This window comes from Ruegeria sp. HKCCA4633 (genome assembly GCF_013034605.1).
In the GTDB taxonomy this organism is placed as follows: Bacteria; Pseudomonadota; Alphaproteobacteria; order Rhodobacterales; family Rhodobacteraceae; genus Ruegeria.
This window is the reverse complement of sequence record NZ_WQGJ01000007.1, coordinates 101,763-122,226: the sequence shown is the minus strand read 5'-3', so window position 1 is coordinate 122,226 and position 20,464 is coordinate 101,763. Positions and strand designations below refer to the sequence as shown.

Genomic DNA, 20,464 nt, shown 5'->3' with positions numbered 1-20,464 from the left:
CCGAAGGCAATTGCAGCGCGTGAGGAGGGGCAGATGCAGGGTAAAACGGTTCTTATTACAGGGGCCAGCCGGGGAATCGGGGCTGAAGCAGGGCGCGTTTTTGCCGCAGCCGGGGCCAATGTGGCTTTGGTGGCGCGCAGCCACGACCAGATCGATGCTTTGGCAGCCGCTTTGGGCGATCAGGCCATCGCTTTGGCGTGTGATGTCAGCGACTTTGCGCAGGTCGAGCAGGCCTTGGCCACCTGTGTCGACCGCTTCGGTGGCTTGGATGTTCTGATCGGAAACGCCGGTGTGATCGATCCGATCTTTCATCTCTCGAACGCCGATACAGAGGCTTGGAGCAAGGCCATCGACATCAACCTCAAGGGTGTCTTTTATGGAATGCGCGCCGCGCTGCCGATCATGCGGGCCGCTGGCGGGGGAAGCATTCTGACCATCTCGTCCGGGGCCGCATCAAACCCGGTTGAGGCATGGAGCCATTATTGCGCGTCCAAGGCCGGGGCCAAAATGCTAACGGAATGTCTGCATTTGGAAGAGGCCCATAACGGTATTCGCGCCATGGGCCTGTCACCGGGGACGGTGGCCACGGATATGCAGCGGTCGATCAAGGCCAGCGGCATCAATCCGGTTAGTCAACTGGATTGGGATGTGCACATTCCCGCAGACTGGCCCGCGCGGGCGCTGCTCTGGATGTGTTCCGATGATGCGAATGAGTTTTTGGGAACCGAAATCTCGCTGCGGTTGGAGGATATTCGCAAACGGGTTGGGCTGATATGATCGATCTGATCAAAGAGGATGGCCTGTGGACAGTCACAATCAATAACCCGGGCAAGGCCAACGCTCTGACCGGGGGCATGATTACCGAACTGGCCGAGATTGCCGAGGCCGCGACCGAGGCGAAGGCGTTGATCCTGACGGGGGCGGGCAAGGTGTTCAGTGCCGGTGCCGATCTTGACGAAGCGCGCGCCGGTCTGGCCACGTCGGATATCTGGGAACGTCTTTCTGGTGCTATTGCGGCTCTGCCCTGCCTGACTGTTGCTGCACTGAACGGAACTCTGGCTGGCGGGGCCAACGGTATGGCCTTGGCCTGCGATTTGCGTATCGCGGTGCCCTCGGCCAAGTTCTTCTATCCGGTGATGAAGCTGGGGTTTCTGCCGCAACCTTCCGACCCCAAGCGGTTGGCGGCTTTGGTGGGACCGGCACGTACCAAGCTTATTCTGATGTCGGGCCAGAAAATCAGCGCACAAGAGGCATATGATTTTGGTTTGGTGGACCGGATTGTCGAACTTGATCACCTGATGCAGACCGCGCGCGATCTGGTGGCCGATAGCGTCAACGCCGACCCGAAGATTGCCGCCGGAATCGCAAGGTTGTGTTCATGAGGCTGTCGGCCCTGCGCCTGCGGGTCGCTGATCCGCTCAATTTGGCGGCCTTTTATCGCGACATTTTGGGCATGTCCGTCAGGGAAGAAGGCGCTAACGTTCGTGTAGGTTATGCGGGCGAGGATGCAGACCTTCTGTTGCTGCCCGGCGGCGGTGGATACACCCATGACCGGGGCCAGCGTTATTGGAAGATCGGCATAACCGTACCGGATGTTGATCTTACTGCGATCCATCTGCGCGCGCGGGATGTTCCGGTGAGTGATCCGAACCAGTTCCTGGATATCGGCTACATGTGTCATCTGGCCGACCCTGAAGGCTTTGTCATCGAGCTGCTGCAACATGATTTCGAAGGCAACCGGCCTCTGCACGCTGCTGATCCCGATGCGCCGTTCGCGCAGGCGCGAATCGGTCAGATCACGTTGCGGACCGGGGACATCGCGGCTGAAGACGAGTTTTGGCGCGCGCAGGGTATGTCATTGTTATCCATGCAAGACCTTGCGCCATATGGATTTGACCTGCATTTCTATGCCTTCACGCAGGAAACGCCTCCATATCCCGATCTATGGTCGGTTGAAAACCGCGAATGGCTTTGGAAACGGCCCTATACAACGCTGGAATTTCAGCACGTTGCGGGGGCTCAGTTCGCGCCTGTACCAGATTATCAGGGCATTGAAATCGAAGGCGTGCCTAAACCTTTGAACGACGCCTTTGGTGATCCGATCCTGCCGGGTTGATTACCGTCCGCGCCGTTTGCCTGGAACCTTTGACCGAAAGCCGGGTGGGCGTTTGCGAACCCAGTTCAGGAACTTTTCAAGCCTTGGATGCGCGCGCAGGGCTTCGACCGTGTTGTAATTGCGCGCCAGTTCGGCCTCGGTCAGTGTGGCATGGACCTCCTTATGGCAGATCTGATGCAAAAGAACGGTTGGCCCGCCCTTGCCTCCTTTGAGTTTTGGGATCAGATGATGCAGGCTGCCGCCTCCGTCGGGGATCGGGCGGTCGCAAAGCGGGCAGATCGGATCGCTGTTCGTCATGATGGTTAGAAACTTGCGCCTGAAAGTGGCGAAGGCAAGAGGATGTGAATGGCGCAGGCAGTGGTAATCGGAGCAGGCCCCGCCGGGTTGATGGCCGCCGAACAACTGGCCGCTGCAGGGCATTCCGTGCTGGTGGCCGAGGCTAAACCGTCAGTCGCGCGTAAGTTCCTGATGGCTGGAAAATCTGGACTGAACCTGACCAAGGAAGAGCCGTTCGATACCTTGATCCGCGCATACGGCGAGGCTGCGGATTGGTTGACTCCGATGGTTTCCGCTTTCGATTCCGATGCGGTTCAACACTGGGCGCGCGATCTGGGTCAGCCGTTGTTTACAGGCTCAACAGGCCGGGTTTTTCCCGAGGTTATGAAAGCCTCCCCCCTATTGCGCGCCTGGCTGGCCCGGTTAGGAAACGCAAGAGTAGAGGTCAATACCCGCTGGCGCTGGACAGGCTGGGAGGGTGAGGCGCTGAAGTTCGACACCCCCGACGGGGTGCGCAGCGTTTCGACTGATGTCACCGTACTGGCGCTGGGCGGGGCAAGTTGGGCGCGCCTTGGCTCGGACGGTCAGTGGACAGAAGCTCTTGCAAGTACAGGTGTGGCTCTGGCTCCATTCGAGCCAGCAAATTCTGCTCTTTCCGTAGATTGGAGCGATCATATGCGACCACACTTTGGGGCCGCGTTGAAATCGGTCCGCTGGATGGCAGGCGATTCTGAAAGTCGAGGCGAAGCCGTAATTTCTGCAAAGGGGCTGGAGGGCGGCGGGCTGTATTCGCTCACCCCAGCCTTGCGTGCCGGGCAGTCGTTGTTTGTGGATTTGGTGCCCGATCTGGATCACAAAACCCTGCACGCGCGCTATGCCGCGAAACGGTCGAAGGTTACACTGTCCCAATGGCTGAGAAAGTCGCTGAACCTGTCGCCTCAAAAAGCCGCAATTTTCCATGAGATGATGAAACGCAGGGGCACAGCTCAACCAGATCAGTTTGCAGTGTTAAAGAAACTGCCCATCCTGTACGCCGGTCTGCACCCGATGGACGAAGCAATCTCGACGGCAGGGGGCGTAAAAAGGGCGTCGTTGGATGGCGGCCTGATGCTGACCGCGTTGCCGGGTGTGTTCTGTGCCGGAGAGATGTTGGATTGGGAGGCCCCGACAGGGGGTTATTTGCTGACAGCCTGTCTGGCTACCGGACGGTGGGCTGGTCTGGCAGCCGCAGATTGGCTGGAAAAGACCCGGTAGTTCAACGTGATCGCGCCAGCATCGCAAGGCGGATCATGGCGCGTTCCACCAAGGCCATAGCGGGTGCCGTTTGACCTGCAGACCTAAGCGATAAATCCGTGTCAGTCAGAACCGTCAGCGCAGTTTCCAGCTTGGGTGCACCCCAGCCCTGTGCTTGTCGCAGAATACGGTCCCGTCGTTTGCCATAAACCGGCGGGCGCAGTTTTCCTATCCCCTGTGCCGCGCCGCCCAGATCTGAGGCGCAGGCGTAAAGCGTGCGAAAATGCCGGGTCGCCCCAATGCACAATGTCACACCATTTGTCCCTTGCGCCTGCAAGCGCCGGATCAGCGGTCCGATCTCGCCCGCGCGGCCTTCGGCTACCACGTTAAGAACATCGTCCAATGCGGCTTCGGTCGAGCGTGGGGCGCAGGCTTCGATGTCTTCGATGGTCAGCTCGGAACTGTCGCCGCGCTTGTAAAGCGACAGTTTCTCAACGGTTTGGGCGAAATCGCCGGGGCTGAGGCTGACGGCCAGCTCGCTAATGGCGGACATGACATCGCGGGGTATGTTCTTCAGGCCTGACTCGGTCAGAATCCGTTCTACTTCGGCGCGGGACGGAGGGTCGTCATAGATGCCAACCGCATAGGCTGCGGGGTGCCCTTCAAACGCTTTGCGAATCTTCGAACTGGGTTTCAGTTGCCCGGCCGTAACGACGATCTGGGCGTCTCCGGGGGTCCAATCTTCAAGTGCGGCCAAAATCGCAGGTGCTGCGGTTTCGGTGGCCTCTTCGACAAATACCGCGCGGGGGCCGGGAAAGAACCCAACGGCCTTGACGGCATCCAGCAACAACGCGGGATCACCTCGCAGATCGCTGCCGGGCAGGCGTGTCAGGCGCATTTCCTCTTCGGCACCGGGGCCAAGCAAAGCTGTCAGAACCTGCTGACGCTTGAGCGCGACCCGCATCGCATCCGCGCCATAGATCAGCAACCCGGTCTTGTCCACGTCCGGCTTGGAGAAATATCCATCAGCCTCGCGCGGGCTCAGCTTCATGTGGCCAGATCCGGTTTTGAATTCAATCGGTTCACGATCTGGCTCGATAGAATCACCATCAGGCGGTCTTTGGCGTCGCGCTCATCAGCCAGGGTGGAAACGGTCGAACCCGCGGCGGAATAGGCCACAAAGTCGGTCGCAGTACCCGAAGCCACGATCTGTCCGGTTGCATTGGACCGCAGCGTATACTGGGCCCGCCCGTCAATCGTGTACCGTTGCGTTTCATTCGTCGTGGTAATCGCTGCCCTACGCGTCACGGTTGTGACCCGCACGTCCAATTTGTACTTGCTGACCGCATCAGCGCTGCGGCCCAGTTGCTGTTCCAGATTCTGGACCAGAAGATAGCTGTCGACATTGTTCGGCTCGGACACAGCAACCTTGCCGTAGAGTTGCGAACCCGTTCCCCCAGGTGCGTAGACCGGTTGGAAGCCACAGGCCGCGCCAAGGAAACAGGCGGCCAGCGGCATCAGCAAAAGGGTTCTGCGGTTAAACAACGACATTCACGATCCGACCTGGAACTACGATCACTTTCTTGGGCGCGTTGCCATCCAGCGCCCTTTGCACAGCTTCGGTGCTGAGCGCGATTTTTTCAACCTCGTCCTTGGCCAGATCCTTGGAGACGCTGATTTCCGCGCGACGCTTGCCGTTGATCTGGATCGGAAGGGTAACGGTGTCATCAACTAGCATCGCCTCATCAGCGACGGGCCAGGCTGCGGTGGCAACCAGACCTTCACCACCCAACATGTTCCAAAGCTCTTCAGACAGGTGCGGTGTCATCGGCGACATCAGCTGTGCCAGCGTTTTGGCGGCTTCGCGTTTGGCCCCAGAGCCTGCCTTGGATTTGGCTAGCGTGTTTGTGAAAGCATACAGTTTGGCGATCGAGGCGTTGAAGCCAAAGGATTCGACGCCGCCCGAGACATCGTGGATCGCCTTGTGCATCTCGCGCAGCAGGGTTTCGTCTTCACCATTGGCCGGAACGTCCGACTCGACGATTTCATAGGTGATGCGATGTACGCGGCTCAGGTGTTTAAAGGCAGCCTCTGCACCCGAAGCAGTCCATTCCACGTCCCGCTCGGGCGGCGAATCGGACAGTACGAACCAGCGCGCGGTGTCGGCTCCGAAGGCCGAGATAATGCTAACTGGGTCCACCACGTTTTTCTTGGATTTCGACATCTTGGCCGAGGGGGTGATCTCGACCTCAGTGCCATCTGCCAGTTTGCCGTCGGTAACGTCCTCGGGCAGGTGATAGACCGGGCGGCCATTCGCGTCTCTGGTCTGGTAGATCTCATGCGTCACCATGCCTTGCGTGAACAGCGCATCGAAGGGCTCGATGGCCTTTTTCGGTAGGTGACCGGTTATGTTCATCGCGCGTGCAAAGAACCGGGAATACAGCAGGTGCAGAATCGCGTGTTCGATGCCACCAATATACTGGTCGACATTCATCCAGTACTCGGCCTCGGCCGGATCGGTGGGCGTTTCGGCCCGTGGCGCGGTGAAGCGGGCGAAATACCACGACGAATCGACAAACGTGTCCATCGTGTCGGTTTCACGCTTGGCCGGAGCCCCACATTTCGGGCAGGCGCAATCCCGCCACGTCGGGTGGCGGTCCAACGGGTTGCCCGGTTTGTCGAATGTGACATCGTCGGGCAGGCGGACTGGCAGGTTTTCTTTTTTCTCGGGCACTACACCGCAGCTGTCGCAGTGCACAACAGGAATCGGACAGCCCCAATACCGCTGGCGGCTGAGGCCCCAGTCACGCAGGCGGTACTTGGTGACACCTTCGCCCCAGCCAGCGCTCTCTGCAAAGTCGACAGTTGCGTTGATCGCCTCGTCGCCGGTTGCCTCGGTCAGGCCCGCGAAATGGTTCACCCAGCGGACTTTTTCGGTTTTCGGCGGAACGAACGCGATCTTGTCGACCGGCGTGTCATCGTCCAGGGCAAAGAAAGTATCGATCACCGGCAGGTCGTATTTGCGGCAGAAATCAAGGTCGCGCTGGTCATGCGCCGGGCAGGCAAAGATCGCGCCCGTGCCGTAATCCATCAGGATGAAGTTCGCGATCCAAACCGGCAGTTCCCAGTTCGGGTCCAGCGTGTGCTTGACGCGAATACCGGTGTCATAGCCCAGCTTTTCGGCGGTCTCGATGGCCTCTTCGGTGGTGCCGCCTTTGCGGCATTCGGCAACGAATTTAGCAACTTCGGGGTTTTCGGCCTCGAGCTGCTTGGCAATCGGGTGATCCGGCGAGATACCAACAAAGGACGCGCCCAGCAGCGTGTCGGGGCGAGTCGTGTAAACCGTGATTGGGTCGCCACCATCGGTGCGTTCGAACCCGAATTGCAGGCCGCGCGACTTGCCGATCCAGTTTTCCTGCATCAGGCGGACCTTGGCGGGCCAATTGTCCAGCGTGTCCAACGCGTCCAGAAGTTCTTCGGAATAGTCGGAAATCTTGAAGAACCACTGCGTCAGTTCGCGTCGTTCCACCAAAGCGCCCGAGCGCCAGCCGCGCCCGTTTTCCACTTGTTCGTTGGCCAGAACGGTCATGTCGACCGGGTCCCAGTTCACCACCGCGTTCTTGCGGTAAACCAGCCCGGCTTCAAGCATGTCCAGGAACAGAGCCTGCTGTTGGCCATAGTATTCAGGGTCACAGGTGGCGAATTCACGAGACCAGTCAATCGACAGACCCAAAGGCTTCATCTGCCCGCGCATGTCGGCGATGTTGCCATAAGTCCAATCTTTCGGATGGCCACCAATAGCCATCGCGGCGTTTTCGGCAGGCATCCCGAAGGCGTCCCATCCCATCGGGTGCAGTACGTTATGCCCTGTCGCCAGCTTGTGACGCGCAATCACGTCACCCATCGTATAGTTGCGCACATGCCCCATATGGATTCGGCCGGACGGGTAAGGGAACATCTCAAGCACATAATACTTTGGCTTGTCCGCCTTGTGGTTGGCGGTGAAGATTCCAGCCTTGTCCCAGGCCTCTTGCCATTTTGCTTCGATTTCGTTGGCCGAATAGCGCGACATTGTGCGGTCCTTCGTGAATGAAAACGCCGGGTAGGAACCCGGCGTGGTATTAGTGTGATTTTCGGCGGGTTGCTAGAACTTGTTGTCCGCAATGCGTAGCTGACGCGCACGAGACAGAATAGCGTCCTCTACAGCGCGGGTCGTTGCAGCGCTTACAGGTGCCCCGCCGTTGGCTTGCAGAGCAACGGACAACGACCTGGCTGCCAGCGCAGGGTCACTGATATGGACAGTAGCCCGGTATGAACGCCCTCCACCCGGCGGTGTGCCGTAACCCGTTACAATGACACCGGTAAACGGATCGACTTCTTGCACGGGCAGGAAACTCAGCACATCAAGTGAAGCCGCCCACAGATAACGATTCACATTGGTCACCTGCTCAGCTGTGCTACGGTCGAAAATGTCCCAAATTGTCGAACGGTTAGGATCGTTCAACTCGCGCTCATCTGAATTGCCGCCGGCGAGGTTGGGCGTATAGGTCGTCGAGGCGCTTTGATTCTGTCCACATGCCGAAACAGCGGCGGTCAGCATGATCAATCCCAAAATCGTCGGCAGGCGCATTGTAAACCGGTCCTGTTTCACTTGTTCTACGATATTCAGGGGATACTCCTAGCCAAGGACCCCCTCTGCAACAACCCTATTCTTCTGAATTCCTGGCGGGTGGCCGGTATTGGGGGGGGAAGCGGACTGTGGCATCCTTGCACCAATCTGATCCCAATGACGCCGCAGCGCTTATGCCAAGCTTGCGCAAAGGGGGCAAAAAGAGCGAAACGGTGTCCGTGCTGAGACATATGCCGAGGCATGTGTCGAGTAGATAACTCTTTTTGAAACCGAGGGAAACAAGATGAAAAAAGTTCTCTTCGCATCGACGGCGCTGATCGCGACCGCAGGCGTTGCAGCAGCTGAAGTTAACTTCAGCGGTTACGGCCGTTTTGGTATTGGGTACGTTGAAGATCGTATCGGTTCCGTTCCGAACGTGAACACAAATGTGACCACAACCACAATTTCGGGCGGTGTAATTAACGTCAATACCGGTCAAACCACTGTCGGCACCGCAATTGTTGACACTGACGACGCAATCCTGGTTTCGCGTTTCCGTCTGAACATCGACGGCATCGTTGAAACCGACGGTGGCGTTCGTTTCGAAGGTCGTGTTCGTCTGCAAGCTGACGAAGACAGCGGCAACGGTGAAGCAAACTCGGCCGGCCTGAACGGCGCGCGCTTCTCGGTCATCTACGGCGGTCTGCGTGTTGACGCGGGCAACGTTGCAGGTGCATTCGACAACTTGGCAAACTACTATGGCAACGAAGTTGGTTTGGAACTGTTCGCAGGCCAGTATTCGGGTGTTAACTACAGCTTCCTGGGTTACTCGTCGACCGGTTCGGGTGCGAACGCCGTGTTCTTCCAGTACGCCGTTGGTGACTTCGCCTTTGGCGCGTCGTACGACCAGGCGACCGTTGCTCTCAACGGTGTTCCCTCCAATGCTGACCGCTGGGATGTCAGCGCGACCTACACGTTCAACAACATCACCGCCGCTGTGGCTTACGGTCAGACCGACGTAGCTCCCGGTCTTAGCAAACCGAGCCTGACCGTTCTGACTCTGGGTGGTGAATGGGGTGACTTCTCGGGTACTCTGTTCGTGGCAGACGACAAAACCCGAATCGCAGCAACTGACGGCACCGCATGGGGTCTGTCGGCAGCCTACAACCTGGGCGCTGCAACCACCCTGCTGTTCACCTATGGTGACGGTCAAGCTGACCTCGACACTCAGCAGGTCGCAATCGGTGCGATCTACGACCTGGGTGGCGGTGCATCGCTGCGCGGTGGTATCGGTGTAAACGACTGCGACATCTGCGCAGACTCGACCATCGTTGCTGACTTCGGTGCTCAGTTCAACTTCTAAGCTGATCTGAACCGTAAGGTTTGAGGGCGGGTCTTCGGACTCGCCCTTTTCTTTTGTGCCGACTTGGTGTTTTTCTGCGCCAAATACAGATTGAGGATCCCATGTCGCTGCAAGATATCACCGCTCGTATCGCCAAAGCCGAGGCCAGGTCGGGGCGTCCGACAGGCTCTGTTAAACTCATCGCCGTGTCGAAAGTTCAGCCGAATGAACGTGTACAGGCGGTCCTCGAGCAGGGGCACAGGTTTTTCGGCGAGAATCGGGTACAGGAAGCCGTCGGGAAATGGCCGGCCTTCAAAGAACAGTTTGATGGGGTCGATCTGCACCTAATTGGCCCTTTGCAGACCAACAAAGCCCGGCAGGCGATGGAGCTGTGCAACGCGATCCACTCGGTGGACCGTCCTAAACTGGCCAAGACACTGGCGCGATTGGCGCAAGAGATGGGGTCTTGCCCGGATCTGTTCATTCAGGTCAACACGGGTGAGGAGGAACAAAAGGCCGGTATACTTCCCGCGGATGCTGACGGGTTTATCGCCGACTGCAAGGCTTTGGATTTGCCGGTTCGCGGATTAATGTGTATCCCTCCCGTAGACGAAGAGCCTACGCTGCATTTCGCTCTTTTAGCCAAAATCGCCGCGCGCAACGGTCTGGAGGGATTGTCGATGGGGATGAGTGGCGATTTCGAGCAAGCTATCGCTTTGGGTGCAACCCTTGTCCGCGTTGGCTCGGCCATTTTTGGCGAACGCGTTAAACCTCAGGAATAATCAGGCGGGTTCCCAAGGCAATGCGCCCCGCGATCCAGTGCAAATGATCCCGACGAAAAGCCACGCATCCTTCGGTTGGATAGCCCGGCCTGCGCCATTGGTGTAAGAAGATTGCTGATCCATCGCCGGGGACGGCGTTGGGCCAGTTCCAGTCTGTCAAAAGAACCAGATCATAAAGCGGGTCGGATCGACGAAGTTTTTCGTGACTAAAGGCGTATGGCGCAGCAACCATATGGTTGTAGTTGCTGTCAGATACGTCATCCGACCATAAATCCTGCGGGCCAATTGGTCGCGCCCAGTAATTCGGTCGTGCAATCCGGTCTGCGCGGTAAAGCATTCCGATAATCCGATGCGCCCCAGTGGGTGTCGCGCCATCACCTTCTCGCTTTGATTTGCTCAAACCGCCTTTTCCAATGGAACAAGGGAAGGTTCTGCCCAGAAACCGAATACCGCGCGGAGTCAGTACAAGGTCACTGGGGGTCAAAGCAGATGCCCCGACTTCGCAGCCTTTGTCGCCAGATAGCCCCGGTTATGCGCTGTTTCACCCACTTTCAGGGGCACGCGTTCGGTCACGGCAATCCCTGTCCGCTCCATCATTGCGATCTTGGCCGGGTTGTTGGTCAACAACCTGACCGAGTTGAAGCCCAGTGACTTCAAAATGTCCGAGCCCAGCCGGAAATCGCGTTCATCATCTTCAAAACCCAGCCTGTGGTTTGCTTCGACCGTGTCAAACCCCTGATCCTGCAGGAAATAGGCCCGCATCTTGTTGGCCAATCCGATTCCGCGACCTTCCTGATTGAGATAAAGCAAGACACCAGCGCCTTCAGATCCCATCTGTGCCAATGCTCCGCGCAACTGCGGCCCGCAGTCGCATTTCAGACTGCCCATCAGGTCGCCTGTAAAGCAGGCCGAGTGCAAACGGGCCAATACCGGCTTGTCCCGATCCGGGCGGCCAATTTCGACGGCATAGTGTTCTTCGCCACCATCTTCTGGCCGGAAAACGTGCAGGCGACCGGCCTCTGACACTTCCATCGGCAATCGGGCGGCAACCACTTCGTGCAATGCGCTACGATCTGCCAGATGCGGTGCGGCGCGCGTGTGATCAATGCAGGTCAGGCCATGCGTGGCAGCAAACGAACGACCGTCTTCTATCGAAACAACGACCGCCGCTGGAAGAATCCGCGCGGACTTTGCCAGCGCGATTGCGATACGATGCAGATTGGCATTGCCCTGCCGCTCGGTCATCAGCGGGCCTTTCATCGGCGCACTCAGGTCGTCCGAAGGGTCAGCCACTGCCTGAACCCAGGTGATATCCGCATCTGCGGGCACCACAACACGTGCTAAATCCCCGTCATAGGCCCGCGCTTTGAGCGTTTCGGCCCTACGCCCGGTTATCGCCACAACCGGTGTCCCTAATGCCTTCAGGTCAGCCAGGCGCTGCGGGCTCAGCGTCTCTGCCGACACTGCAAGCACGCTATAACCGCTGTCGTCGGTCAGTGCCACGGGAACACCCATGCGCAAGTCAGCCCGGGCTCGGGCCAGCAACTCAGTGATATCGGGGGCGAGACTCATCTAGGTTACCCTATTACGTTCAACCCTTCTCCTAGCTCTTTCGGAACGAAATGTGAAACATTTCTGCGAACTCTGACACGAAGGCGTGAGACCGTTGCAGCAAATCTTGTTGATTGCATCTTTCGCGCGCAAGTGATGGAAAAGCGTTTGGAGGACCGGGAAATGGCACAACTCAAAAAAATCCTGTTGGTGGACGATGACGAGGATCTGCGCGAGGCTCTCAGCGAGCAACTTGTAATGACCGAGGATTTCGATGTGTTCGAAGCCTCTGACGGAGCCTCGGCGATGGAACGTGCGCGTGAGGCGATCTATGACTTGGTCATTCTGGATGTTGGCCTGCCCGACACGGACGGGCGCGAGCTGTGCCGCCTGATGCGCAAGCAAGGCGTCAAAAGCCCCATCCTGATGCTGACCGGCCATGACAGCGACGCTGATACCATTCTGGGTCTTGATGCTGGCGCGAACGACTATGTCTCCAAACCTTTCAAATTCCCCGTACTTCTGGCCCGCATCCGTGCCCAGCTGCGCCAGCACGAACAATCGGAAGACGCGGTCTTTGTGCTTGGCCCCTATACGTTCAAACCGGCGATGAAGATGTTGATCACCGAAGATGACCGTAAAATTCGCCTGACCGAGAAGGAAACGAACATTCTCAAGTTCCTGTACCGCTCGACCGACGGCGTCGTGGCGCGGGATGTTCTGCTGCACGAGGTCTGGGGTTATAACGCCGGTGTGACAACCCACACGTTGGAAACCCATATCTACCGTCTGCGTCAGAAAATCGAGCCCGATCCGTCCAATGCGCGCCTTTTGGTCACAGAATCGGGTGGATATCGGCTGGTGTCTTAACTGGGTGTGGATTGATGTGGATCAAAGTGATACTCTGAACTCATAATTAGGTTACTCCCAACCCGCGCATGTCCGGGTCATGACATGCACCTCCCTGTTGGACTGCCGGGCCGAATGGCCCGGCTTTTTTGTGGGGTGGTTGGCAAGATGGCTGCTTTGAGCCCAGCAGAGACATCTCCAAACCCTCGCGTTACAATCGATCGCAATGGAAATGGAACGCCATACCGGAAAAGTATCTAAGATTGTCCGAAGCAGGATTGTTGTGCCGACACAACTGTCGGCCAGTGAGCGTCGAACTCTGTCGCACAAACTGTATTCAGTACATCAAAAGATCTTTGCGGGTGTTTCCGCCGAAGAGTTTCATCAGCACGTGATAGAACCACCGGCAGAAACAACATCCATCCAGCTTTACTGCGCGGCAGACCAACGTGTTATTGGTTATTGTGCAGTTCACCGTTTTCGACGCCAAGTGCATGGGCGCAGCGCCATAGTACTGCGGGCAGAGGCTGGGTTGGAACCTGGGTTTCGCGGGCGCGGCGCAACCTACGGCTTCGGGATCGTACGTGCTTTAACTGAAAAGCTCAGCCATCCATTCACCCCGGTGTACTATCTCGGCACGCTCGTTCATACATCGAGCTATCACCTGTTCTGCAAGTATTTTCGGCGAATTTTCCCGCACCCGGACATTAAACAGCCCGCTGATATTCAGGAAATCGCGCGCCAGCTCATAGAAAGTTTCTCTGATCCGGCAGTTCGTCCAGAAGACCCGTTTGTGCGGGACGTCGGCTGGGTCACTATCGAAACACCGCAAGAAAAACGTCTCAATGAACAGCTTGATCCATCAGACGTGCAGTTCTTTAAGCGACGCAATCCAGGTTTCACGAAGGGTCATGGCCTTGTCGTTCTAGTTCCGATGACCTGGGTCAACCTTTTAGGAGCACTTCTTTCACGTCTTTACGAGCGCGCGCGCATCGCTTCCGGACTTCATAAACCCGACCTTTGATTGAACGGCGGCTTCGTCCGCATAGCGGTCATTCATTGACCTGGCTTTTTGGGGCCTTTTCCCATGGCACCCCATCCCACACCACGCTAACCTCCGTCCAACCGCGACAAAGGAATCCCCCATGCCCTTCACCCTTGCCACCTGGAACATCAACTCGGTCCGCCTTCGCGAGCCTATCGTATTGAAATTGTTGCAGGAAGAAGCGCCGGATGTTTTGTGCCTGCAGGAGTGTAAATCACCTGTCGAAAAGATCCCGACCGAAGGGTTTGCCGAGCTGGGCTATACCCACATGGTTGCACGCGGTCAGAAGGGCTATAACGGCGTCGCGATCCTGTCGCGCCTGCCGATGGAAGAGGTGGGCGACAAGGACTTCGCCGGTCTTGGCCACGCCCGCCATATTGCCGGGCGGTTGGAGAATGGTGTCACCATCCACAACTTCTATGTCCCGGCAGGTGGTGACGTGCCGGATCGGGAGGTGAATGAGAAATTCGGCCAGAAGCTCGACTACCTCACCGAAATGCGCGACTGGTTCCATGCGGAGAAGCCCGAGAAATCCATACTGGTCGGCGATCTGAACATCGCCCCGCGTGAAGACGATGTCTGGTCGCATAAACAACTGCTCAAGGTTGTCTCGCACACACCGATCGAGGTTGAGCACCTGGCCGAAACACAGGACGCAGGTGGTTGGGTCGACATTACGCGGCAGGATATACCTGAGGGTCAGCTGTACAGCTGGTGGTCTTATCGGGCGCGCGATTGGGACGCAGCCGATAAAGGGCGGCGGCTGGATCATGTCTGGGCCACGCCGGATATTTCCAACGCGGGCCATTCCAGCCGCATCCTGCGGGACGCGCGCGGGTGGGAAAAGCCCAGCGATCATGCTCCGGTCTTTGCGACCTTTGACGTCTGAGATGTAACTCTGCCCTTGGTTTCTGCGGCAAGCGATTGCATATAGGGCGCAAGTTCGAACGAAAGAGTGATTGCCATGGACCTTCTGAACGGCGCAGATTCCCCCGCCACCGATCTGATCAAAGACGGGAGCGAGGCCACTTTCATGGCCGACGTGGTCGAAGCTTCGCAGGAAACGCCAGTAATTGTTGACTTCTGGGCACCCTGGTGTGGTCCGTGCAAAACGTTGGGCCCGATGCTGGAAGAAGCTGTTACCGCCGCGAAAGGCGCGGTGAAGATGGTCAAGATCAACGTGGATGAGGCGCAGATGATCGCCTCGCAAATGCGGATTCAGTCGATCCCAACCGTCTATGCCTTTTTCAAGGGCCAACCGGTCGATGGGTTTCAGGGCGCGCTGCCAGGGTCCGAGATCAAGGCGTTTGTCGACCGTGTGATCGAAGCGGCTGGCGGTGAAAGCCCGGGCGGCCAGTTGGATGATGCAGTGCAAGCCGCCGAGGAAATGCTGACCGAAGGCGCGGCTGCGGACGCGGCGCAAACTTTTGCGGCCATTCTGGGTGAAGACCCGAACCACGCAGCAGCCTATGGCGGTTTGGTGCGGGCACATATCGCAACCGGCGATCTGGAACAGGCCGAGGCGATTCTGAATGGCGCCCCAGCTGAGATTTCGACATCCGCCGAGCTGGAGGCTGCACATGCACAACTTGCGCTGGCCAAACAGGCCGCGGATGCAGGCCCCGTCGCCGAGTTGACGGCTGCTGTTGAGGCTGATCCTGGCAACCACCAAGCCCGGTTCGATCTGGCCCAGGCCCTGCATGCGAACGGCGATGTGGAAGAGGCTGTGGCGCAACTGTTGGAGCTGTTCCGCCGGGATCGCGAATGGAATGACGGCGCGGCCAAAACCCAGCTTTTTACTATCTTTGATGCACTCAAGCCCAATGATCCGATTGTTCTGAACGGTCGCCGCAAACTCAGCTCGATGATATTTGCCTAATCCCCGATCAGAGCTAGAATTGGGTACATGATTCATCCCGCCGACTTGCCGGATACGGTATCCGTTTTTCCATTGCCCGGGGCACTGCTATTGCCCCGGTCGCCTTTGCCTCTGCACATCTTCGAGCCGCGCTATCTACAGATGCTGGACGATGCGCTGAAAACCAAGGAAAGGCTGATCGCGATGGTTCAGCCGAACCCATCGGTCAGCGACGAGAACAAGCTGCACCGTATTGGCTGTGCGGGGCGGGTGACGCAGTTTTCCGAAACAGAAGACGGCCGGTATCTGATCACGCTGACCGGAGTGTCCCGCTTCCGAATTGTGTCAGAGTTGGACGCGTTCACACCCTATCGCCGGTGTGCTGTCTCGTGGGATGGATTTGATCGCGATCTTGGTAAGGCCGAGAAAGACGACGGGTTCAATCGCCCGAAATTCCTGACCCTTCTGGAACGTTTCTTTTTGTCCCGGCAATTGTCGACCGATTGGGAGTCAATGAAAGACGCTGAAGATGAGTTGCTTGTGAACTCATTGTCTATGCTTTTGGATTTCGATCCCGAAGAAAAACAAGCTCTTTTGGAGGCCCCCTGCCTGCGTACCCGGCGCGAGACGCTGGTGACGCTGATTGAATTCGCCATGCGCGGCGGATCAAACGAGGAAAAACTGCAATGACTGACACTGACCACGCTTTCGACCGCCGTATGCTCGAAGCGCTGATCTGCCCGCAGACACACACAACGTTGCGTTATGACGCAGAAAAACAAGAGCTGGTGTCCAAAGCTGCCGGGTTGGCCTTTCCCATCCGCAACGGGATCCCGGTCATGTTGATCGATGAGGCGCGGCAGCTCGACTAGATAGCTCGCCCTTGCAACAGCTTGGGCAGATCTCCGGTCAATCCTGCGGCCTCACGAACGAAGCCACGGCGCAATCCGGGCAATGACCCGACAATTCCCATTCCAATATCCCGCCCGAGGCGCAGCAGGGGGTTATCGTTGGAAAACAGCTTGTTGAAGACATCCGTCGCCATCGCAAGCGAGGCGGTGTCAAAGCGGCGCCATTCCTGATAGCGCTCCAACACTATGACCGAGCCGATATCCTCGCCGCGCCGCCCGGCCAGTGTCAGAACCTCGGCCAATGCGCCGACGTCGCGCAGGCCGGCATTTAGCCCTTGGCCTGCAATTGGGTGCATCCCGTGCGCGGCATCGCCGACCAGTGCCATGCGGTCACTGATGAAGGAATTGGCGATGGTCAGGTTCAGCGGGTATGTGAAACGGTCGCCTGCCAGACGGATATCACCCAGGAAATCGCCGAACCTTGGGCGTAGCACTTGCAGATAATCTTCTTCAGACATGGCGTTGATCCGTGCTGCAGCCTCGGTACGCTCACTCCAGACGATAGAGCTGCGGTTTCCGGTCAGCGGCAGAATCGCAAGCGGACCGGGGGGCATGAAGAACTGATGGGCAATGCCATTGTGCGGCAGATCATGTTCGATGGCACAGACCAGCGCGGTCTGACCATAATCCCAACCGGTGCGTTTAATACCCGCCCGTGACGCGGTGTCACTGCGGCGGCCGTCGCACCCAACCAGCAGGCCGCCGCCCACGTTTGTGCCGTCGTCCAACGTTAAGGTCACTTCGGTGGCGTCGGCTTGTTGGGATACAACTGTCTTACCGCTTATCTGGGAGATGCGCGGCGCCTCTGCCATTGCGTCCAGAAAAGCGCGGCGCAGATGGCGGTCTTCGACCATATACCCCATCGGGCCTTCTTCGATCTCGGCATGATCAAAATGCATGAAAAACGGCGATGGCCCTGTTCCGGCATGGCCATCTGTGACCTTGATTTCCAGCGTTGGCTGAGCGTGTTCAGCAACGCGATCCCATACGCCGATCGCATCCAGCAGCCGTTGCGACGCCAGGGCCAGCGCATAGGCACGACCGTCAAATGCCGCATTCTTGCGAACCTTTTCCGCCAGCGCATCAATCACCGTGACCGAGTGCCCGGTTTGTGCCAGTGCCAGCGCCAAGGCTGGGCCGTTCAGCCCGCCGCCCACAATCAGAATGTCAGATGCCTGTGTCATGCCCTGCAATATGCGCGCCCTTTCGGGATTGTCCATGTGCAGTCCTGTCGCTACCGTCACCCAAAGCCGAAAAATCAGGAGGGGTGAGATGCAGGATTGGTTGACCATGACCGCGTGTGATTTGGGCCGTGGCATTGGGATGGGTCAGATTGACCCGGTTGAGCTGACGGAAACCTACCTGTCAGCCATCGACTCTCATCCGCATCGGGACCGCATCTATGCCCGCGTCACCCACGACCGCGCCCGGTCCGAGGCTGAAGCAGCCCAGCAACGCGCCAAACTGGGCCTGCGTCGGTCTTTGCTGGACGGCGTTCCGATCAGTTGGAAAGACCTATTCGACACAGCGGGCACTGTGACCGAGGCGGGTTCGGCGTTGCTAAAAGATCGTGTGCCGGATGCGGATGCGCTGGTGTTGTGCAATGCGACTCAGATGGGCACCGTCTGTCTAGGCAAAACGCATATGAGTGAGCTGGCATTCTCTGGTCTGGGTCTTAACCCGATTACCGAAACGCCGCCTTGCGTTCATGATGAAGCCGCTGTCCCCGGTGGGTCGTCTTCAGGGGCTGCGGCTTCGGTTGCGTGGGGTTTGGCGGCTTGTGGAATTGGATCGGACACGGGCGGGTCGGTGCGTATTCCGGCGGCGTGGAATGACCTTGTGGGATTGAAAACCACTGTCGGGCGGCTGAGCCTGGAAGGTGTGGTGCCGCTCTGCTTGCGGTTTGATACGGTCGGGCCTCTGGCGCGGTCAGTCGCGGACGCAGCGCATATGCTGGCTCTGCTTGAGGGTGGAACGCCAGCCGATCTGCGCGGTGCGTCGCTGAAAGGCCGGCGCTTTGCCGATTTGCAGAACATCGCCAAGGACGATCTGCGTGACACACCGGGTAAGGCATATGAGGATGCCCTTGCAAAACTTGCGGATGCGGGGGCTGAAATCGTGCCTTTAGAGGTGCCTGCGCTGAACGAGGCCATGACCCTGACCAGCATCGTTTACACGACCGAGGCCTATGGGCTGTGGCGCGATGTGATCGAAGCCAATCCCGAAGCGATGTATCCTGAGATTCTTGAACGGTTCCGTATTGGCATGGGATTCTCTGGCCCCGACTATGTGGCCGCCTGGTCCAAGCTCAAGGCTTGCCGCACCGCATGGGACGCAGCAACCGCCGGTTTTGATGCGGTTCTGGCCCCCACGGCCCCGATTCTGCCGCCTAATCTGGAACGGTTGATGAGCGACCACGACTACTACGTGACCGAGAATCTACTGGCCCTACGCAACACGCGGATTGGCAATCTGATGGGTCTTGCAGCGCTGAGCCTACCCACCGGAACCCCCAGTTGCGGGTTGATGATGTTGGGTTATCCCGGCTCGGAAGAGGCCCTTTTGCGGCTGGGCTCAGCAGCAGAAGCGGTACTGGCCTGAATGCCACAATCCCCTGATTCGGAACCTCTTTGTCTGGACGAAGAGGGGCCCGGGCTGTAACCTGCCAAAAAAACGGGGCGTAAATGACCCCGATATTGAGGCAGTACTATGGATTTCCCCGAGCGGTTTTCGAACCTACCGGCTTATGCATTCCCGCGTCTGCGCGCCCTGTTGGATCATCACCAGCCGGGCGGTGACGTCGTTCACATGACGATTGGCGCACCCACACATGATTTTCCGGCCTGGGTGACGGATGTCATCATGGAAAACGCCTCTGGGTTTCAGGGCTATCCGCCAAACGAAGGTTCAGAAGACCTGCGTGGTGCGATCACGGATTGGATTCATCGCCGCTATGGCGTTCAGATGGACCCGGATGCCAATGTGATGGCGCTGAACGGCACCCGTGAGGGGCTTTACAACGCCGCTATGGCGCTGTGTCCGGAACAGAAGAACGGCCAGCAACCGATCGTCCTGTGCCCGAATCCGTTTTATCAGGTCTACATGGTCGCTTCGCTTTCGGTCGGGGCGCAGCCCTATTTTGTACCCGCCACCGACGCAACGGGTCATCTGCCAGATTATGCCGGCCTGCCCGCGGAGGTGCTGAATCGCACCGCTGTGGCCTATATCTGTTCGCCTGCCAATCCGCAGGGGGCTGTTGCTTCGCGTGACTACTGGGGCGAACTGATCCGTTTGGCCGAGCAATACGATTTCCGCATTTTTGCCGACGAATGCTATTCTGAGATTTACCGGGACAAGGCCCCGACGGGCGTTTTGACCGTCGCGCAAGAATTGGGCGCTGATCCTGAACGGATCACACTGTTCAACTCGCTTTCCAAACGTTCGAACCTGGCCGGGTTACGGTCGGGGCTGATCGCGGGCGGGCCGGAGACGATCAAACAGGTCAAGCAATTGCGCACCTACGCCGGGTCGCCTTTGCCGCTGCCCTTGCAGGCTGCCGCGGCAAAGGTGTGGGCAGATGAAGAACACGTCCGCGAGAACCGCGCGCTCTATCAGGAAAAATACGCCATCGCGGATGAAGTCTTCGCGGGCGTGCAGGGATACATGTCGCCTGAGGCCGGGTTCTTCTTGTGGCTGCCGGTCGACAATGGCGAAGACACCGCATTGAAGGTCTGGAAGGACACCGGGGTTCGGGTCCTGCCGGGCGCATATCTTTCACAAGGTGATCCGGGGAATAACCCGGGCAAAGGCTTTATCCGGGTTGCATTGGTAGCCCCAAAAACAGAGTTGCAGCGTGGTCTGATCACACTCCGCGACTGCATCTATTCGTGAG

22 protein-coding genes are annotated in these 20,464 nt (G+C 58.1%); 14 read left to right on the top strand and 8 right to left on the bottom strand.

The window, feature by feature from the left end; translation table 11 throughout:
- Positions 1-33 precede the first annotated feature (33 nt).
- The 3 genes from GOV85_RS16905 to GOV85_RS16895 are packed head-to-tail and all read left to right on the top strand — an operon-like array spanning position 34 to position 2,116.
- A complete protein-coding gene (locus tag GOV85_RS16905; RefSeq protein WP_171180298.1) occupies positions 34-777 on the top strand; it encodes an SDR family oxidoreductase in 744 nt (247 codons plus the stop codon).
- Complete coding sequence (locus GOV85_RS16900; RefSeq protein ID WP_171180296.1) at positions 774-1,382, top strand: enoyl-CoA hydratase/isomerase family protein; 609 nt, start codon at positions 774-776, stop codon at positions 1,380-1,382. Before GOV85_RS16905 ends, GOV85_RS16900 begins: the two co-directional genes overlap by 4 nt.
- Entirely contained in the window at positions 1,379-2,116 is a 738-nt protein-coding gene (locus GOV85_RS16895) for a VOC family protein (RefSeq protein WP_171180294.1), read from the top strand. Before GOV85_RS16900 ends, GOV85_RS16895 begins: the two co-directional genes overlap by 4 nt.
- Here the strand turns inward: GOV85_RS16895 and GOV85_RS16890 are convergent, their stop codons facing one another.
- Positions 2,117-2,413 (bottom strand): HNH endonuclease, encoded by a 297-nt coding sequence (locus tag GOV85_RS16890; RefSeq protein ID WP_171180292.1) that lies wholly within the window; start codon positions 2,411-2,413, stop codon positions 2,117-2,119.
- Positions 2,414-2,461: 48 nt separating this feature from the next.
- Here GOV85_RS16890 and GOV85_RS16885 point away from each other — a divergent pair, with 48 nt between their 5' ends.
- Positions 2,462-3,646, top strand: coding sequence for a TIGR03862 family flavoprotein (locus tag GOV85_RS16885; protein ID WP_171180290.1), 1,185 nt, complete (start codon positions 2,462-2,464; stop codon positions 3,644-3,646).
- Between the two features lies 1 nt (position 3,647).
- On the opposite strand, the gene holA is transcribed toward GOV85_RS16885, so the two are convergent.
- The 4 genes from holA to GOV85_RS16865 form a co-directional block, all read right to left on the bottom strand.
- On the bottom strand, positions 3,648-4,676 hold the full coding sequence (gene holA / locus GOV85_RS16880; RefSeq protein WP_171180288.1) for a DNA polymerase III subunit delta: 1,029 nt from the start codon (positions 4,674-4,676) through the stop codon (positions 3,648-3,650).
- Positions 4,673-5,176, bottom strand: coding sequence for an LPS assembly lipoprotein LptE (lptE, locus tag GOV85_RS16875; protein ID WP_171180286.1), 504 nt, complete (start codon positions 5,174-5,176; stop codon positions 4,673-4,675). The genes holA and lptE overlap by 4 nt, the downstream gene beginning before the upstream one ends.
- On the bottom strand, positions 5,163-7,697 hold the full coding sequence (leuS, locus tag GOV85_RS16870; RefSeq protein WP_171180284.1) for a leucine--tRNA ligase: 2,535 nt from the start codon (positions 7,695-7,697) through the stop codon (positions 5,163-5,165). The genes lptE and leuS overlap by 14 nt, the downstream gene beginning before the upstream one ends.
- A gap of 72 nt (positions 7,698-7,769) precedes the next feature.
- Complete coding sequence (locus tag GOV85_RS16865; RefSeq protein WP_171180282.1) at positions 7,770-8,255, bottom strand: DUF3576 domain-containing protein; 486 nt, start codon at positions 8,253-8,255, stop codon at positions 7,770-7,772.
- A gap of 283 nt (positions 8,256-8,538) precedes the next feature.
- Between GOV85_RS16865 and GOV85_RS16860 the strand changes: the two genes are divergently transcribed.
- Together GOV85_RS16860 and GOV85_RS16855 are read left to right on the top strand one after the other, a co-directional pair.
- Positions 8,539-9,597: a porin gene (locus GOV85_RS16860; RefSeq protein ID WP_171180280.1), complete on the top strand. Its 1,059-nt coding sequence runs from the start codon at positions 8,539-8,541 to the stop codon at positions 9,595-9,597.
- 101 nt (positions 9,598-9,698) lie between these two features.
- Positions 9,699-10,358 carry a YggS family pyridoxal phosphate-dependent enzyme gene (locus GOV85_RS16855; RefSeq protein WP_171180278.1) on the top strand — a complete coding sequence of 220 codons (660 nt, stop codon included), beginning with the start codon at positions 9,699-9,701 and terminating at the stop codon, positions 10,356-10,358.
- On the opposite strand, the gene GOV85_RS16850 is transcribed toward GOV85_RS16855, so the two are convergent.
- Complete coding sequence (locus GOV85_RS16850) at positions 10,342-10,842, bottom strand: L,D-transpeptidase (RefSeq protein ID WP_171180275.1); 501 nt, start codon at positions 10,840-10,842, stop codon at positions 10,342-10,344. The genes GOV85_RS16855 and GOV85_RS16850 overlap by 17 nt on opposite strands.
- The gene (gene ribA / locus GOV85_RS16845; protein ID WP_171180273.1) at positions 10,839-11,930 is read right to left on the bottom strand and encodes a GTP cyclohydrolase II; all 1,092 of its coding nucleotides are present in this window, start codon (positions 11,928-11,930) and stop codon (positions 10,839-10,841) included. The genes GOV85_RS16850 and ribA overlap by 4 nt, the downstream gene beginning before the upstream one ends.
- Positions 11,931-12,092: 162 nt before the next feature.
- On the opposite strand from ribA, the gene GOV85_RS16840 reads away from it, so the two are divergent.
- The 6 genes from GOV85_RS16840 (at position 12,093) to GOV85_RS16815 (ending at position 16,533) form a co-directional block, all read left to right on the top strand.
- On the top strand, positions 12,093-12,779 hold the full coding sequence (locus GOV85_RS16840; protein ID WP_171180271.1) for a response regulator transcription factor: 687 nt from the start codon (positions 12,093-12,095) through the stop codon (positions 12,777-12,779).
- A 211-nt stretch (positions 12,780-12,990) separates the two neighbouring features.
- Positions 12,991-13,782, top strand: coding sequence for a hypothetical protein (locus tag GOV85_RS16835; protein ID WP_245222914.1), 792 nt, complete (start codon positions 12,991-12,993; stop codon positions 13,780-13,782).
- A 121-nt stretch (positions 13,783-13,903) separates the two neighbouring features.
- On the top strand, positions 13,904-14,692 hold the full coding sequence (locus tag GOV85_RS16830; protein WP_171180266.1) for an exodeoxyribonuclease III: 789 nt from the start codon (positions 13,904-13,906) through the stop codon (positions 14,690-14,692).
- A 75-nt stretch (positions 14,693-14,767) separates the two neighbouring features.
- Positions 14,768-15,682 (top strand): thioredoxin, encoded by a 915-nt coding sequence (trxA, locus tag GOV85_RS16825; RefSeq protein ID WP_171180264.1) that lies wholly within the window; start codon positions 14,768-14,770, stop codon positions 15,680-15,682.
- A 27-nt stretch (positions 15,683-15,709) separates the two neighbouring features.
- Positions 15,710-16,351 (top strand): LON peptidase substrate-binding domain-containing protein, encoded by a 642-nt coding sequence (locus tag GOV85_RS16820; protein ID WP_171180262.1) that lies wholly within the window; start codon positions 15,710-15,712, stop codon positions 16,349-16,351.
- Positions 16,348-16,533, top strand: coding sequence for a Trm112 family protein (locus GOV85_RS16815; protein WP_171180252.1), 186 nt, complete (start codon positions 16,348-16,350; stop codon positions 16,531-16,533). Before GOV85_RS16820 ends, GOV85_RS16815 begins: the two co-directional genes overlap by 4 nt.
- Here GOV85_RS16815 and GOV85_RS16810 read toward each other — a convergent pair.
- A complete protein-coding gene (locus GOV85_RS16810; RefSeq protein WP_254442994.1) occupies positions 16,530-17,792 on the bottom strand; it encodes an FAD-dependent monooxygenase in 1,263 nt (420 codons plus the stop codon). The two genes, GOV85_RS16815 and GOV85_RS16810, sit on opposite strands and share 4 nt — an antisense overlap.
- Positions 17,793-17,844: 52 nt before the next feature.
- Between GOV85_RS16810 and GOV85_RS16805 the strand changes: the two genes are divergently transcribed.
- Together GOV85_RS16805 and GOV85_RS16800 are read left to right on the top strand one after the other, a co-directional pair.
- Positions 17,845-19,173: an amidase gene (locus GOV85_RS16805; RefSeq protein WP_171180250.1), complete on the top strand. Its 1,329-nt coding sequence runs from the start codon at positions 17,845-17,847 to the stop codon at positions 19,171-19,173.
- 108 nt (positions 19,174-19,281) lie between these two features.
- Positions 19,282-20,463, top strand: coding sequence for an aminotransferase class I/II-fold pyridoxal phosphate-dependent enzyme (locus GOV85_RS16800; RefSeq protein WP_171180248.1), 1,182 nt, complete (start codon positions 19,282-19,284; stop codon positions 20,461-20,463).
- Position 20,464 lies beyond the last annotated feature (1 nt).

Bases quoted from the DNA above. Each gene is read 5' to 3' on its own strand.
- holA (WP_171180288.1), bottom strand. From the start codon at position 4,676: ATGAAGCTGAGCCCGCGCGAGGCTGATGGATATTTCTCCAAGCCGGAC.
- trxA (WP_171180264.1), top strand. From the start codon at position 14,768: ATGGACCTTCTGAACGGCGCAGATTCCCCCGCCACCGATCTGATCAAA.
- ribA (WP_171180273.1), bottom strand. From the start codon at position 11,930: ATGAGTCTCGCCCCCGATATCACTGAGTTGCTGGCCCGAGCCCGGGCT.
- lptE (WP_171180286.1), bottom strand. From the start codon at position 5,176: ATGTCGTTGTTTAACCGCAGAACCCTTTTGCTGATGCCGCTGGCCGCC.
- GOV85_RS16815 (WP_171180252.1), top strand. From the start codon at position 16,348: ATGACTGACACTGACCACGCTTTCGACCGCCGTATGCTCGAAGCGCTG.
- GOV85_RS16900 (WP_171180296.1), top strand. From the start codon at position 774: ATGATCGATCTGATCAAAGAGGATGGCCTGTGGACAGTCACAATCAAT.
- GOV85_RS16805 (WP_171180250.1), top strand. From the start codon at position 17,845: ATGCAGGATTGGTTGACCATGACCGCGTGTGATTTGGGCCGTGGCATT.
- GOV85_RS16800 (WP_171180248.1), top strand. From the start codon at position 19,282: ATGGATTTCCCCGAGCGGTTTTCGAACCTACCGGCTTATGCATTCCCG.
- GOV85_RS16905 (WP_171180298.1), top strand. From the start codon at position 34: ATGCAGGGTAAAACGGTTCTTATTACAGGGGCCAGCCGGGGAATCGGG.
- leuS (WP_171180284.1), bottom strand. From the start codon at position 7,697: ATGTCGCGCTATTCGGCCAACGAAATCGAAGCAAAATGGCAAGAGGCC.
- GOV85_RS16885 (WP_171180290.1), top strand. From the start codon at position 2,462: ATGGCGCAGGCAGTGGTAATCGGAGCAGGCCCCGCCGGGTTGATGGCC.
- GOV85_RS16835 (WP_245222914.1), top strand. From the start codon at position 12,991: ATGGAACGCCATACCGGAAAAGTATCTAAGATTGTCCGAAGCAGGATT.
- GOV85_RS16855 (WP_171180278.1), top strand. From the start codon at position 9,699: ATGTCGCTGCAAGATATCACCGCTCGTATCGCCAAAGCCGAGGCCAGG.
- GOV85_RS16895 (WP_171180294.1), top strand. From the start codon at position 1,379: ATGAGGCTGTCGGCCCTGCGCCTGCGGGTCGCTGATCCGCTCAATTTG.
- GOV85_RS16830 (WP_171180266.1), top strand. From the start codon at position 13,904: ATGCCCTTCACCCTTGCCACCTGGAACATCAACTCGGTCCGCCTTCGC.
- GOV85_RS16840 (WP_171180271.1), top strand. From the start codon at position 12,093: ATGGCACAACTCAAAAAAATCCTGTTGGTGGACGATGACGAGGATCTG.
- GOV85_RS16820 (WP_171180262.1), top strand. From the start codon at position 15,710: ATGATTCATCCCGCCGACTTGCCGGATACGGTATCCGTTTTTCCATTG.
- GOV85_RS16860 (WP_171180280.1), top strand. From the start codon at position 8,539: ATGAAAAAAGTTCTCTTCGCATCGACGGCGCTGATCGCGACCGCAGGC.
- GOV85_RS16890 (WP_171180292.1), bottom strand. From the start codon at position 2,413: ATGACGAACAGCGATCCGATCTGCCCGCTTTGCGACCGCCCGATCCCC.
- GOV85_RS16810 (WP_254442994.1), bottom strand. From the start codon at position 17,792: ATGGACAATCCCGAAAGGGCGCGCATATTGCAGGGCATGACACAGGCA.
- GOV85_RS16865 (WP_171180282.1), bottom strand. From the start codon at position 8,255: ATGCGCCTGCCGACGATTTTGGGATTGATCATGCTGACCGCCGCTGTT.